At 59.2% G+C, this 14,169-nt stretch carries 15 protein-coding genes and 2 pseudogenes; 11 read left to right on the forward strand and 6 right to left on the reverse strand.

The window, feature by feature from the left end:
• Positions 1–21 precede the first annotated feature (21 nt).
• Entirely contained in the window at positions 22–1,785 is a 1,764-nt protein-coding gene (locus tag ACA059_RS31395) for a cation:proton antiporter (protein ID WP_497632184.1), read from the reverse strand.
• A 289-nt stretch (positions 1,786–2,074) separates the two neighbouring features.
• On the opposite strand from ACA059_RS31395, the gene ACA059_RS31400 reads away from it, so the two are divergent.
• Positions 2,075–2,557, forward strand: a complete 483-nt coding sequence (locus ACA059_RS31400; RefSeq protein WP_074872148.1) for an acyl-CoA thioesterase — start codon at positions 2,075–2,077, stop codon at positions 2,555–2,557.
• A gap of 89 nt (positions 2,558–2,646) precedes the next feature.
• Here ACA059_RS31400 and pdxY read toward each other — a convergent pair whose 3' ends face one another.
• Positions 2,647–3,519: a pyridoxal kinase PdxY gene (pdxY, locus tag ACA059_RS31405; protein WP_497632185.1), complete on the reverse strand. Its 873-nt coding sequence runs from the start codon at positions 3,517–3,519 to the stop codon at positions 2,647–2,649.
• Between the two features lie 120 nt (positions 3,520–3,639).
• Here pdxY and ACA059_RS31410 point away from each other — a divergent pair, with 120 nt between their 5' ends.
• Positions 3,640–4,053 carry a DUF3301 domain-containing protein gene (locus tag ACA059_RS31410; protein ID WP_348125050.1) on the forward strand — a complete coding sequence of 138 codons (414 nt, stop codon included), beginning with the start codon at positions 3,640–3,642 and terminating at the stop codon, positions 4,051–4,053.
• Between the two features lie 100 nt (positions 4,054–4,153).
• Here ACA059_RS31410 and ACA059_RS31415 read toward each other — a convergent pair whose 3' ends face one another.
• Complete coding sequence (locus tag ACA059_RS31415) at positions 4,154–5,119, reverse strand: CobW family GTP-binding protein (protein WP_497632186.1); 966 nt, start codon at positions 5,117–5,119, stop codon at positions 4,154–4,156.
• 26 nt (positions 5,120–5,145) lie between these two features.
• On the opposite strand from ACA059_RS31415, the gene ACA059_RS31420 reads away from it, so the two are divergent.
• Positions 5,146–5,502, forward strand: coding sequence for an NADH:ubiquinone oxidoreductase (locus ACA059_RS31420; RefSeq protein ID WP_497632187.1), 357 nt, complete (start codon positions 5,146–5,148; stop codon positions 5,500–5,502).
• 4 nt (positions 5,503–5,506) lie between these two features.
• On the opposite strand, the gene ACA059_RS31425 is transcribed toward ACA059_RS31420, so the two are convergent.
• On the reverse strand, positions 5,507–6,157 hold the full coding sequence (locus ACA059_RS31425; protein ID WP_497632188.1) for a DUF1826 domain-containing protein: 651 nt from the start codon (positions 6,155–6,157) through the stop codon (positions 5,507–5,509).
• Positions 6,157–7,365, reverse strand: a complete 1,209-nt coding sequence (gene zigA, locus ACA059_RS31430) for a zinc metallochaperone GTPase ZigA (protein WP_497632189.1) — start codon at positions 7,363–7,365, stop codon at positions 6,157–6,159. Before zigA ends, ACA059_RS31425 begins: the two co-directional genes overlap by 1 nt.
• A gap of 143 nt (positions 7,366–7,508) precedes the next feature.
• On the opposite strand from zigA, the pseudogene ACA059_RS31435 reads away from it, so the two are divergent.
• A pseudogene (locus ACA059_RS31435) lies at positions 7,509–7,852 on the forward strand (glutamine synthetase).
• On the opposite strand, the gene ACA059_RS31440 reads toward ACA059_RS31435, so the two are convergent.
• Positions 7,824–7,970 carry a hypothetical protein gene (locus tag ACA059_RS31440; RefSeq protein ID WP_497634757.1) on the reverse strand — a complete coding sequence of 49 codons (147 nt, stop codon included), beginning with the start codon at positions 7,968–7,970 and terminating at the stop codon, positions 7,824–7,826. The pseudogene ACA059_RS31435 and the gene ACA059_RS31440 sit on opposite strands and share 29 nt — an antisense overlap.
• 86 nt (positions 7,971–8,056) lie before the next feature.
• On the opposite strand from ACA059_RS31440, the gene folE2 reads away from it, so the two are divergent.
• The 7 genes and pseudogenes from folE2 (at position 8,057) to ACA059_RS31475 (ending at position 14,166) form a co-directional block, all read left to right on the forward strand.
• On the forward strand, positions 8,057–8,953 hold the full coding sequence (gene folE2 / locus ACA059_RS31445; protein ID WP_497632190.1) for a GTP cyclohydrolase FolE2: 897 nt from the start codon (positions 8,057–8,059) through the stop codon (positions 8,951–8,953).
• Entirely contained in the window at positions 8,950–9,618 is a 669-nt protein-coding gene (locus ACA059_RS31450; protein ID WP_497632191.1) for a metal ABC transporter ATP-binding protein, read from the forward strand. Before folE2 ends, ACA059_RS31450 begins: the two co-directional genes overlap by 4 nt.
• Complete coding sequence (locus tag ACA059_RS31455) at positions 9,618–10,484, forward strand: metal ABC transporter permease (protein ID WP_497632192.1); 867 nt, start codon at positions 9,618–9,620, stop codon at positions 10,482–10,484. Before ACA059_RS31450 ends, ACA059_RS31455 begins: the two co-directional genes overlap by 1 nt.
• 11 nt (positions 10,485–10,495) lie before the next feature.
• Positions 10,496–11,371, forward strand: a complete 876-nt coding sequence (locus ACA059_RS31460) for a metal ABC transporter substrate-binding protein (RefSeq protein ID WP_497632193.1) — start codon at positions 10,496–10,498, stop codon at positions 11,369–11,371.
• Positions 11,368–11,928, forward strand: a complete 561-nt coding sequence (locus ACA059_RS31465; RefSeq protein WP_497632194.1) for a gamma carbonic anhydrase family protein — start codon at positions 11,368–11,370, stop codon at positions 11,926–11,928. The genes ACA059_RS31460 and ACA059_RS31465 overlap by 4 nt, the downstream gene beginning before the upstream one ends.
• 2 nt (positions 11,929–11,930) lie before the next feature.
• Positions 11,931–13,267 (forward strand): annotated as a pseudogene (locus ACA059_RS31470) (dihydroorotase).
• Between the two features lie 17 nt (positions 13,268–13,284).
• Positions 13,285–14,166 (forward strand): His/Gly/Thr/Pro-type tRNA ligase C-terminal domain-containing protein, encoded by an 882-nt coding sequence (locus ACA059_RS31475; RefSeq protein ID WP_497632195.1) that lies wholly within the window; start codon positions 13,285–13,287, stop codon positions 14,164–14,166.
• Positions 14,167–14,169: the final 3 nt, after the last annotated feature.

Consider the following 14,169-nt stretch of genomic DNA (forward strand, 5'->3'; position numbering starts at 1 on the left):
ACGCCTGACGCCCCCGCGTGGTCAATGCCCGGACGAATCCTTGTGGTTGTCCAGGGTTTCCAGCAAGGCCACCTGCATGCGCGTGTGAACGCGGATGAACCAGCGCCAGAGCAGCGCCGCTACAGCGGCCGCGACGACGACGATCAGCACCAGCAACTTGTTGGTCGGCAGAATACTGGCCGACAAGGCTGCAAGCAGCAGAAAAATCACCAGCAGCGAGAGGATCGGGATCACTTCGGCGATCACCCGACGCACTCGCTGCGTGTGGCGGCCCGCCATCTCCGGCTTCACGCCCATCTCCGCCAACAGCATCGAGAGCGCCTTGAGCTTGCGATAGGCGGCGATCAGGAACGGCAGCGACAACAGCAACGCCCCGCCCCAGATCAACGCTTTCTGCCAGCTCGGGTCGCTGATCCAGTCTTGCAGGTAAGCGGACATGCGCTCGGCGAAAAAAGCACCCGAGAAGAAGATCGCAATCACCAGCGCCAGATTGACGCCCACCTGCAACAGAATCCGCCGAATCATCGACGCCAGTAGCGCGCCCTCGCCCTGAGGCTGGATGCTACGCAGCCATTCGCCGTACATCCCCAATACCCTGCCCAGTCGCTTCGGCACCACCGCGGCAAGCTTGATAGACAGCGGATCAGCCGCGCGGATCAGGTAAGGCGTCAGCAACGTGGTGATCACCGAGACGGCTACGGCGACCGGGTAGAGGAAGTTGCTGGTGACCTGCAACGTCATGCCAAGCGCCGCGATGATGAAGGAAAATTCGCCAATTTGCGAAAGCCCCATCCCGACGCGAAGGGAGGTGCGTCCATCATTGCCAGCGATAAAGGCGCCAAGGCCGCAAGACAACATTTTGCCCAGCACCACGGCCACGGTGATCACCGCAATCGGCCACGCGTATTGCAGCAGGATCATCGGATCGAGCATCAACCCGATGGCGACAAAGAAGATCGCACTGAACAGGTCGCGAACCGGTTCGATCAAGCGCTCGATTTTCAGCAATTGCCGGGATTCAGCCATGATCGCGCCAATCAGGAAGGCGCCGAGCACCATGCTGTACTCAAGTTTGACCACCAGCAAACAGAAGCCGAAACACAGGCCTAACACCGTGATCAGCAGCATTTCATTGCTTTCGAACTTCGCCACGTAGGCCAGCAATCGCGGCACCAGCAGGATGCCGATGACCAGTGCGACAATCATGAACAGCGAGAGCTTGCCGACCGTGGAAAACACTTCGCCGGAACTGACCGTGCCGCTGACTGCGATGCTCGACAGCAAGGCGATGATGCCGATGCCAAGGATGTCTTCAACGATCAGCACGCCGAAAATCAGCTGCGCGAAGCGCTCGTTCTTCATCTTCAGATCGTTGAGCGCCTTGACGATGATGGTGGTTGAGGAAATCGCCAGGATCGCGCCAAGGAACAGCGAGTCCATGGTGTTCCAATCGAACCAGCGACCAATTTCGTAGCCGATCCAGATCATCAGCACGATTTCCAGGAATGCCGCAATGAACGCCGTGGCGCCAACCTTGAACAGCTTGCGCAGGCTGAACTCCAGGCCCAGGCAGAACATCAGGAAAATCACCCCGAGTTCGGCGAGGGTTTTGATGGTTTCTTCATCGTGGATCAGACTAAACGGCGGGGTGTGCGGGCCGATGATGAAGCCGGCGACGATGTAGCCGAGTACCACCGGTTGTTTGAAGCGATGAAACAGCACGGTCACCACACCCGCGATCAACATGATCACTGCCAGATCTTGAATGAAACTGATGGCGTGCATGGTGTGGGGCTCCTTGGGTGACATTGCTCAATCGACAGACGTGGGAAAGGTCTGTTCGAGCAAGGTAAAAAATCCACTTCCCGCGTGGGAGTTGCCTTTGAGAGGGGCTTTTGAAGGGTAACACCGCGACTTCTGGCAGAAAGGCGGTGCAATATATGGAAACAGATCGATCCGGGCGTGACGGCAGCCACCCGCCCGGCGTCCCGATAACTGTTGGTTTGAAAAAGCTGACGAGGCCCCCGCAGAGGTGCCGCCCTCCCGAAATTCTGCCTTGAACCGTGAGAACGCTATGGAACCCGGAAACGCACAACTGTCGATGACGGTATTGATGACCCCCGACATGGCCAACTTCTCTGGCAATGTCCACGGCGGTACCTTGCTCAAATACCTCGACGAAGTGGCCTACGCGTGCGCCAGCCGTTATGCCGGCCGCTACGTGGTGACCCTGTCGGTGGACCAGGTGATTTTTCGCGAGCCGATTCATGTCGGCGAACTGGTGACCTTTCTGGCCTCGGTGAACTACACCGGCAACACCTCCATGGAGGTGGGCATCAAGGTGGTGACCGAAAACATCCGTGAGCGCTCGGTGCGCCACACCAACAGCTGCTTCTTCACCATGGTCGCAGTGGATGACGACCGCAAACCGGCTGCTGTCCCGCCATTGCAACCGCAGAACAGCGAAGACAAACGTCGCTTCATGCAGGCCCAGCAACGTCGGCAGATTCGTCAGGAGCTGGAAAAGCGCTATCAGGACATCAAGGGCGACGCCTAAATCAAAAGATCGCAGCCTGCGGCAGCTCCTACGGGGTACGTGTTCCGTGTGGAGCTGCCGCAGGCTGCGATCTTTTCGCTGGGACCCGATTACAAACTGATCGCCGTCGCCTCGAACCGCACCCGTGGATGGGCAATCCGGTCCTGAGCCCGTACCAGTTCCAGCTCATAGCTGGAGCAAGCCTGGGTTTCCAGCAGCACTTCATGTACCGCCGACGCGGCGAATTCGAAAGCCGCCACCAGGCTATCGCCCAACAGCACGCGAGCCAGAAACAGTCCGGAGGTCAGGTCGCCGACGCCCACCGGCTGACGCGGGAACGCCAGCAGCGGACGGCGCAAATGCCAGCTGTCTTCGGCCGTCACCAGCAACATCTCGAAAACATCCCCCGGTTTACCGGGATAGTCCAGATGCTTGACCAGCACAGCCTTCGGACCACGCGCCAGCAACGCTCGCGCCATGGCCAGGCAATCGAACAACGATTGCGGCTTGCGCCCCGAAAAGCTGTCCAGCTCCAGCTGGTTTGGGCACATGAAGTCCGCCACGGCAGCCGCCTCCTCCAGGAGGAAATCGCTGACTTCCGCAGGCACGCTGCAACCCTTCTCCGGATGGCCCATCACCGGGTCACACAGATACAGTGCCTTGGGATTCATCGACTTGATCCGCGCCACACCCGTCAGGATCGCCCGCCCCTGGGCAGCACTGCCGAGATAGCCAGACAGCACAGCGTCGCAGTTGCCCAGTTCGCCAATCGCCGCGATGCCTTCGATCAGGTCGGGAATCTGATGCGGCGCCAGCACTTCACCGGCCCATTGGCCGTACTGGGTGTGGTTGGAGAACTGCACGGTATTGAGCGGCCAGACATTCACCCCGACCCGCTGCATCGGGAAAACCGCGGCGCTGTTGCCAGCGTGGCCGAACACCACGTGGGACTGGATGGCGAGCAGATGGGGCGTACGTTTCATGCGGTGGGTTTTCCGTCAAACGATTGAAATTCAAGCCGCGCAGTATGCGACTAAACGCAGCCTGTACGACAGACCGGCGACGCAGTTAAGCTGACACTATCTTGTTGGAGCAACGTGTTGATGCTGACCCTTGGAAATATCTTCGTCCTGATGCTGCTTGCCACCGGTGGCGCGTGGTTATGGCACAACCATGGCTTGCGCGAGCGCGCGCTGGAACGGGTCAAGCTGCATTGCGCCAAGCTCGGAATCGAGTTGCTGGACGGCAACGTGGCTTTGAAGAAGATCGCGTTTATTAAAGACGCCAATGGCCGGCGGCGCCTCGCCCGCGTGTATAACTTCGAATTCACCGTGACCGGTGAAAGCCGTCACAACGGCACCATCACCCAGTTCGGCGCCCACAGTGCGCAGATTGAGCTGGCGCCCTACCCGATGCCGTTCGACGACACGCCTGCGGTGGCCGATGTCGTGAAACCGCGCGCTGAGGTGATCGAGATGAGCCAGTGGCGGCAAGAACACACGAAATGGCGTCCTTAAGTCAAAAGATCGTCCGAACGCGGCCCGAACCTTCGGCAGCTCCTACATGAGAATCGCATTTCAAATGTAGGAGCTGCCAAAGGCTGCGATCTTTTGATCTTTAACTCGACCGACAGTCGGCCAAAGCTCTTTGTAATGACTCAACATCCTGCGGCTCACTGAAAATCAGCTCGATGCGCGAATCACGCCGCCATTCGCTGGGCTGCCAATCCAGCACCGGGTTTTCCAGCGCATTCGCCGACACCCAACCGTCGACGCTGTGGATAACCAGTTTCGCCCGCCGCCAGGCAAGGCTTTCAAGCCAACGGCCAAGGAGCGTCGCATCGAAAGTCTGACTTGGATGCCAGCGCCACCCAACACTCCAGCCGCCCTCCTGCTCCTGGCTCAAGCAAATTGGCAGCGAGGGATCGGTCCAGATGGCCGGCAGCTGTGCCAATCCTTTGGGCGCAACGAAGTTATCCACACCCTCTACAGCTTGAGCCTCAAGCCCTGGTAACTCACTCAATGGCAACGCGGCTTGCTGCGTCCAGTACAACGGACGCGCCGGCAATTGTGCGGCGATTCGCTGGCGATCAGCGTCGTCGATATTTTCGGCTTTATTCATCAGCAACAACCCGGCGCTGTTCAGCGCTTCCTGTTGCGCCTTGGGCAGTGGCTTGCCAGCGGCGAGTGCCTGGGCATCCAGCACCAGCACGCAGGGTTGAACAGCCAACACGCCTTGCCACGGTGCCTCACTCAACTGCCTGAGCAATTGCGCCGGATGCCCCAGCCCGGAGGGCTCAATGAACAGCCGATCCGGCCGCGCCTTGCGCAGCAAACGCCCGAGACCGATCTGAAACGGCGCACCATTCACGCAACACAAACAGCCCCCGGCCACTTCACCCAGTGCGATACCATCGGCGTCCTGGGTCAGCAACGCAGCGTCGAGGCCAATCTGACCGAACTCGTTGATCAGCACCGCCCAACGCTCATTCGCCGGCCGCTGCGTCAGCAGGTGCTTGATCAGGCTGGTCTTGCCGGCACCCAAGGGGCCAGCAATGACGTGTGTGGGAATATTCTGCAACATGGTCGAAGTTTTCTGAGGAGGTAAGGATGCGGTTGTTGGGATTGTCGTTGCTCCTGGCGCTCACTTCAGGTGAGGCGCTGGCTCAAGCCTGCGTAGTACATAGCACGGCTGCGCGACTCGACGTGAAAGTCTGCCAGCAGAACCGCAACATCCCGGAAAAACTGTTCGCCGATGGTTTCTGCCAACCTAACCTTCCTGGCCAAAAAGTCGAGGTTCAGTACGTCGATCAATGCCCTACCGGCGCGTTCGGCGTATGCAGCAACGCCCAAGTCGCCAATATGCCTTACCGGCAGGATATTCACTATTACGGCGTGGCCACGGATGCGGCGTATTTGAAGCCGTTTTGTGAAGCCCAGAGCCAGGGAACCTGGCTCAAGCCGTGAGCCGCTAGCTCAGCCAGTCGAGCGTCAGGATCAGCCGCCGCTCACCGCACGCAAGCTGTGGCGACCGGTGAATAAGGCCGAAGCCTTCGTTGCCATACCATTTCTCACCTTTGAGCAGCGCCACTTCGCCGCTGGCGATCTGCTCGATCAGCGAATCGTCCTGGGGTTCGGCTTCAGCTTTACCCAGTTGTCGGCGATCCATCGCACCTTCCTTCAGCCACTGGCTGCCGACGCCGGCGTACGTGGTGATCAGCCGTACCGGCACGTGATCGACGTGGAAACGCGGGCACATGGCCTTGTCCAGGACCCGCAGGCGCAGGCCGACATGCTTGGCGCCCAGCAAACAGGCGAAAGCACTGACCAGCCAGGAGACGTCGGCGATGAAACCTTCGTAACCTTCGAGATCGCTGAAACCTGAGGCCAATCCGTGAAGATTGAGTTCGGTGTCATCGCTGGGCAGTTCCAGAACCAGCGACTCGGCCAACGGCTCGTTCAGGGACAGCAGCAAACGCCCGAAATCAGCGATGTGCGCCGGCAGTTGGCGCTGCCAAACGGCAAGGTTTACGCCTTCATCCAGTATTCGGGTGAGCGCTTGCGGCGTCTCACCTTGAACCTGATAAATGATCGGCCGCAGTTTCAGACTGGGAGCCAACATCAGGCTGCCGCCTCTTCGTGCCACGGGCCAAATGGATCTGGCAGTAGTCGCCAGCCCTCGACGCCTAACGCCATTTCATCGTCGGTCAGCAGGCAATTGTCGAGTTCGGCGGTGAGTTGTGCGAAGTCCATGTTCTGGCCGATGAACACCAGTTCCTGGCGGCAATCGCCAGTGGTTGCGGTCCAGTTTTCCATGATCCCGGCGGTGCTTTCTTCGTCCTGCGGCCACTGGGTTTTCGGCACGAAACGCCACCAGCGCCCGGCGAAACCATGGCGCATCAATCCGCCGGCCTGGGACCAGCTACCGGCGTCCATGTGCTTGCTGGCCAGCCAGAAAAAGCCTTTGGAGCGCAGCAGTTTGCCGTTCACCCACGGGCGGTCGATGAAGCTGAAAAAACGCTGCGGATGAAACGGTCGGCGTGCTCGGTAGGCTGTCGAGGCGATGCCGTATTTCTCGGTTTCTGGCACGTGTTCGCCACGCAGTTCCTGTAACCAGCCCGGCGCCTGGGCGGCCTTCTCGAAGTCGAAACGACCGGTATTCAGGATCTTCGCCAAGGGAATTTCGCCCATGACCATCGGGATGATTTCCGCCTGGGCGTTAAGCCGCTCAAGGATCGCGATCAGCTCCTGACGTTCGCTGCTGCTGATCAAGTCGATCTTGCTGATCAAAATCACGTCGGCGAATTCGATTTGCTCGATCAACAGGTCGGTGATCGAGCGTTCGTCTTCCTCGCCCAAGGTTTCACCACGGGATGCGAGGCTTTCGGCGGCCTGATAGTCGATCAGGAAGTTCATGCCATCGACCACGGTGACCATGGTGTCGAGCCGGGCTATATCGGCCAGGCTCTGCCCTTCTTCATCGCGGAAGGTGAAGGTTTCCGCCACGGGCAGCGGTTCGGAAATGCCGGTGGATTCGATCAACAAATAATCAAAGCGACCCTCCTTGGCGAGTTTGCTCACCTCTTCCAACAAGTCTTCGCGCAAGGTGCAGCAAATGCAGCCATTGCTCATCTCGACGAGTTTTTCTTCCGCGCGGTTCAGGCTGACATCGCGCTGGACTTCGCCGCCATCGATGTTGATTTCGCTCATATCATTGACGATCACAGCGACGCGCAGGTTGTCGCGATTGCGCAGTACGTAGTTGAGCAGCGTACTTTTGCCAGCGCCGAGAAATCCCGACAGGACGGTTACGGGGAGACGATTGGGCATCAGGTATTCCTCACAGAGATGCCCGGTCGCAGTGTCGGGCTTAACTTAATGTTATAGTATAACAACGCAGTCAAGCCACTCTCCTCTTGCCCACGATGACAAAGGGCACGATGCTCAAGCCCGTTCGGTCCGTGAGAAATCCTATGCGTGTAGCCCTGAAAATAACGCTGATGAGTTTTTCGCTGCTGGTCGCTGTCGACGCCTGGGCGCAATCCCGAGCCTGGCCAAATGCACCCGAAGCGCCAATCTGCTGGCCTGCGTGGATGGCGACGGCAACGCCTACAGCGTCAACACCGTCGGAAGCACGATCTATCTGCGCGGCTTCGAAGCGTGGGCGCAGACCAACAGTCGCTACGGACAACTCACGTTTTTCACCGGGCTCGCTTCCGATGGCGAGGCCTGGGTCGGCTGGACCACGATCAATCGGTTTTCCAGTTCCGGTGGCAGCAGCGGAAAGTTCACCTGTAGCCGAATTGCGGGGTGTTAGGCAGCGACTTCAGCACCGCAAATCCCGTTTGTTCCACGCGCTTCTGATGCAGTGTGGTGATGCCCACCAGACTGCACCGCGCTGGCCAGGACGGGTTGAGCAAGTGACGTCTGTGCATGATGAAAGCCTGTTCATGAAAAAGGCATGGTCGATTCCAATGTAATAACATAACATATGAAATCGACTCCCACGATGGACCTGCTCATGAATGCGCTGACTCTGCCGGATATCGCCGCGCAGGCCTCACGCCAAGCCCTGCCACTCGACTGGGTGGGCATGTGCGGCATTGCTCTTCCTGTTTTATTCGATGGCCAACGACTGAGTGCGAAAGCCGACGCCGGCGTTAGCCTCGATGATGGAGAGGCGCGCGGGATTCATATGTCGCGGCTGTACTTGGCGCTGGAAATGCTTGAGCAAGAAAGCCTGACGCCCGCCTTGTTGCGGAAAGTTTTGCAACGCTTCCTCAAGACTCATGAAGGATTGTCCAACAGCGCGTACTTAAAAATTCACACCGATTTACTGCTCAAAAGACCGGCGCTGGTCAGTCCATTGGCCGGCTGGAAAACTTATCCAGTGAGCATCGAAGCACGTTTGAAAAACGCGATGTTCCACGTGGAACTAAAAATCGACGTGCCTTATTCCTCAACCTGTCCGTGTTCAGCAGCACTTTCCCGGCAGTTGATTCAACAGCAATTCATCGATGACTTCGCCAATAAGCCGCTGCAACATGCCGACGTGTTGACTTGGCTCGGCTCCACAAAAGGCATCGTCGCAACGCCTCACAGCCAACGCAGCACTGCGAAATTGCGGCTTCAAGTGGACGACTATCTGGATGACTTGCCGCTGATCGCGATCATCAACGACGCTGAAGCAGCCCTCGGCACTGCCGTACAAACCGCCGTAAAACGCGCCGACGAACAAGCCTTCGCGTTGGCCAACGGTCAGAACCTGATGTTCTGCGAAGATGCCGCACGACGTTTGAACCTGGCCCTGAAGCGCTCCCCCGGCATCAACGCCTTCCACATACGAGTCATCCACGCGGAAAGCCTCCATGCCCACGATGCCGTCGCCGAAAGCCGCTGGAATTGGGAGGCCGCATGATTCATTGCCAAGCCTTGCGTTGGGGTGCACCCGGCCAGCCACTGACTCCACCCGTGGATTTCGAATTGGCCAAAGGAAGTCTCACCGCCGTAATCGGTGCGAATGGTTCGGGTAAAAGCAGCCTGCTGAAAGTCATCGCAGGTTTGCAAAAACCGCTGACCGGCAAAGTCATCTCGGATGTTCCACGCAAGGGCAGCCTCTCGTTCCTTCCACAGCAACAACACCTGGATCGCCAATTCCCCATCAGCCTGCAAGAGTTAGTGGCCGCCGGTTTCTGGGGCAGCACGCAGTCTCCCGAGATACGCAGTCAACGCCTCAAAGCCGTCCTGGAAAACTGGTGTCTGAGCGGACTGGAACAGCGCCCGTTGATGGCCTTGTCCGGCGGCGAATTACAGCGTGCCCTGCTCGCCCGTTTGAGCCTCGCCGACGCACCATTGCTATTGCTCGACGAACCCCACGCCGCCCTCGACGAACTCGGCCAGGCGCTGCTCTGGAAACACATTCACGCCTGGCATGCCGAAGGCCGAACCCAAGTGATCGTGTGCCATGACCTGGCCGCCGTTCGCCAACACATTCCTCAAACGTTGCTGATCAAACGTACCGGCTGCGTCCTCGGATCGAGCGTTGATCTGATCCACCAACAATCACATACGCGGGTGGCCTGATGCTCGCGACCGCTCATCTTTGGCAACCGTTCCACGAGTTCGTGTTCATGCGTCGAGCGCTGCTGGGTGGATTGGTCCTGGCGTGCAGCACCGCACCGTTGGGCGTGTTTCTGATCCTGCGACGGATGAGCCTGATCGGCGACGCGGTGGCTCACGGCATTCTGCCGGGGGCCGCATTGGGCTTCTGGTTCGCCGGATTGAGTCTGCCGGCGCTGACCGTCGGCGGCCTCGGTGCGGGTCTCGGCATGGCCGGACTTGCCGCCTGGATCACCCGTCGCACCGGCCTGCGGGAAGACGCCAGCCTCGCCGCGATCTACCCGATCTCCCTTGCCTGCGGTGTGCTGATCCTCGGCATCGCCGGCAAACGTCTGGACCTGTTGCACCTGTTGTTTGGCTCGGCACTGGCGGTCGATGGCCCGACGCTGACCGGCATGCTCTGGGTCTCCGGCTTCAGCCTGATCGCCATGGCGTTCATCTACAAACCGCTGTTGCTGGACACCCTCGACCCACTCTTTCTGCAAACCGTCAGCCGACTCGGTCCCCTGGCTCACGGCGTATTTCTAACCCTGGTGGTGCTAAATCTGGTGATCGGTTTTCAAGCCATCGGCGCGCTGATGGTGGTCGGTTTGATGATGTTGCCCGCCGCTGCTTCTCGCTTCTGGAGTCGTCGCTTGCCGAGGTTAATGGCCATCGCCGCCCTGCTCGGCTGCCTCTCGGTGTGGCTCGGACTGTTGCTGTCGTTCTACTACTCGCTCCCCAGTGGCCCGGCGATCGTGCTGGTGGCTGGCGGTTTGTATCTGCTGTCCGTGGTGTTCGGACCGGTGCACGGCTTGCTGCGCCGCCCGCCTTTGCTCACATCCCAATGAGGTGTTACCCGATGCGCGTTTTACTCGTGCTGTTCAGTTTGCTGCTGTCGATGTCGCTGTCTGCTGCGGAAAAACTTCAGGTAGTCACCAGTTTCAGCATCCTCGCCGACATGACCCATCAAGTCGGCGGCGACCATATCCAGATCACCAACATGGTCGGCCCGGATGCCGATGCTCACACATACGAGCCGGCGCCGGACGACGCCAAGGCGTTGCTCAAAGCCAAACTCATCATCAAAAACGGTTTGGGTTTCGAGCCATGGCTGGACCGACTGGTGACCAGCACCGAGACCAAGGCGCCAGTGATCAGCGCGAGCCACGGCGTCATCCCGCGCTCCCTGGATGAAGATGGCGAGACGATTCCCGACCCGCATGCCTGGCACAATCTGGCGAACGCTGAGCTGTATGTCAGCAACATCACCAAGGCACTGATCGCCGCCGATCCGACGAACAAACCCGACTACGAACGCAACAGCCAGGCCTACCTGAAAAAGATCTACGCGCTGCTCGCCGAAGCCAAGGCCAAACTCGGCTCGCTGCCACCGGGCAATCGCAAAATCGTGACGTCCCATGACGCCTTCGGTTACCTCGGTCAGGCTTACGGCATCGACTTCATGGCCCCTCAAGGCCTGTCCACTGAGCGCGAACCGTCAGCCGCTGAAGTCGCTGCATTGATCACTCAGATTCGCCAGGCCAAGGTCAAAGCGGTGTTCATGGAAAACATCAAGGATGCACGTCTACTCAAGCAGATTGCCGATGAAAGCGGCGCGCACATCGGTGGCACGCTGTACTCCGATGCGCTCGCGGCGACCGGGCCGGCCAGCACCTTCGTCGGGTTGTTCGAGTACAACCTCAACACCCTGTACAACGCGTTGAGCAAGCCATGATCCGCAAGAATCCTTCCGGTGATTTGCCGGTGATAGCGGAATCTGCCTACGTGGATAAAACCGCCATCATCTGCGGCAAAGTGGTGATCAGCGAGAACGTCTTCGTCGGTCCTTACGCGGTGATTCGTGCCGACGAAGTGGATGCCTCAGGCGAGATGGAGCCGATCACCATCGGCGCCAACTCAAACATCCAGGATGGCGTAGTGATCCACTCCAAGTCCGGCGCGGCAGTGACCATCGGCGAGTTCAGTTCCATCGCCCACCGCTCGATCGTTCATGGTCCGTGCAAGGTTGGCGACCGGGTGTTTATCGGGTTCAACAGCGTGCTGTTCAACTGCGTAGTCGGCGACGGCTGCGTGGTGCGGCACAACTCGGTGGTCGATGGTCGCGACTTGCCTGAAGACTTCTATGTGCCCTCCACCACCCGCATCGGCCCGAAGACTGATCTGTCGCAGTTCCCACCGGTGAGCGTCAGCGCCTCGGAATTTTCCGAGGACGTGGCGCGCACCAACGTCGATCTTGTGCGCGGCTACAAAGCCCTGCAGAACGAGTTCTGACCATGAGCAGCGTGCTGATTCGCAATGCCCGGCTGGTGAATGAAGGCCGTGAGTTTGACGGTGATCTGTTGGTGAGCAACGGTCGAATCGTGAAGATCGCCAGCAGCATCTACGGTGAAAATGCCGACGTGGAAATCGATGCACAAGGGAAATGGCTGCTGCCCGGAATGATCGACGACCAAGTGCACTTCGTGATCCAGGCTCGCCGGACAAAGGCAGCTTCTACACCGAATCCCGGGCTGCGGTGGCCGGTGGCATCACCAGCTTCATGGACATGCCCAACACTAATCCGGCGACCCTGACCCTCAGCGCACTGGCCGACAAAAAGCGCCGAGCGGCGATTAACTCCGTCGCCAATTACGGTTTTCATTTCGGCGTGAGCAACGACAATCTCGACACCGTCGCCAGGCTTAATCCCTGTGAAGTTGCCGGCGTCAAAGTGTTCATGGGCGCCTCGACCGGCAACATGCTGGTCGATGACCCAAGGATTCTCGAGCGGCTATTCTCCGAGGTGCCGACCATTTTGTTGGCCCACTGCGAACACACGCCCAGCATCGACGCCAACGCCGCGAACCTGCGTGACTTGTTCGATGAACACATTCCTGCTGCGGCCCACCCGCTGATCCGCAACGCCGAGGCCTGCTTTCGCTCCTCCTCAACGGCCGTGGACCTCGCCAGACGTCACGGCACCCGACTGCACGTTCTGCACCTGACCACCGCCCGCGAACTGGCGTTGTTCGAAGACAAGCCACTCGCCCAGAAACGCATCACCGCCGAAGTCTGCCTGCACCACTTGCTGTTCGATGATCGGGATTACCCGAGCCTCGGCAACCTGATCAAGTGCAACCCGGCGATCAAAACCCAGGCCGACCGCGATGCCTTGCGCGAAGCATTGCTGAGCCATCGGCTCGACGTGATCGGCAGCGATCACGCGCCACACACTTGGGCCGAAAAACAGCGGCCGTACAGCCAGGCACCTTCTGGGCTGCCGTTGGTGCAACACGCCCTGCCCGCGTTGCTGGAACTGGTCGCGGATGAAGTGTTGCCGATCACTACGCTCGTCGCAAAAACCAGTCACCGGGTCGCCGATCTGTTCGCCATTCCAGACCGCGGTTATCTGCGCGAAGGCTATTGGGCCGACCTCGTTCTGATCAAACCGGAACCCGGCGGCGTCGCCGTTTCCCAACAGCCGATCCTGTCTCAATGCGGCTGGACACCTTTTGCCCGGCAGCGTTTCCGGCACAGCGTCAGCACCACGATCGTGTCGGGGCAAATTGCCTGGCACGACAAACGTCTTAATGACAACTGCCAGGGTTTACCACTACGGTTTATGCGCTAGCACTCGAGAGCACCGACATGATTCACATCACCCTGAGCGATGGTTCATTGCGTGAATACGACCAGCCACTGTCGGTGTACGAGCTCGCCGCAAGTATCGGACCCGGGCTGGCAAAAGCGGCGGTGGCTGGCCGAGTGGACGGCATCCTGGTGGACTGTGAGTTCATGATCGAAGCCGATGCCAGGGTCAGTATCGTCACACCTCAAGAGCCCGATGGGCTGGAGATCCTGCGACGCTCCTGTGCACTGATGCTGGCCATGGCCGTGAAACAACTCCATCCACAGGTGCAACTGCACGCAGGAACGGCGCTGGGCGACGGGTTCTTTCATGAGTTTTCTGTCGAGCGATTCTTAACGCAGGCAGACCTGCCACTGATCGAGGCTCGCATGCAGGCTCTGGCGGCGACCAATCACTCGATTCGCCGTCAAGGAAAGACGCCGCTGTACCGCCTGGGGAACTTCGAATCTACGACCGCTGGCCCACATGTCCCCGCGACCAGAGTGCTGCAAGCATTCACCCTCGACCACATCAGCGGTACGTTGCCGCAACGGATATACGGTACGTGCTGGTCCTGCCAACAGGAGCTTGATAACTGGCGGACGCCGCCACACGTCATGATCGTCAGCATGGACGAACGTCAGGCGGATTATGCGCAGTCGGTGACCGAGGCATTGCGTCGAAGTGGCGTGCGCGCCCGCGCGGATCTGCGTCACGAGAAAGTCCGCCAAAAAATTCGCGAGCACAGTCAGCACGTGCCGTATCTGGTGGTGATCGGGGAGAAAGAAAAGGAAGGTGAATTTGTCAGTGTGCGCAGCCGCACCGGGGAAGACTTCGGGAGGATGGCGATAGATGCGGTGTGCGAGTGGTTGAATCAAGCCCGCCCCCATACGGCCATGTAGGGA

This window comes from Pseudomonas sp. LBUM1647 (genome assembly GCF_059716175.1).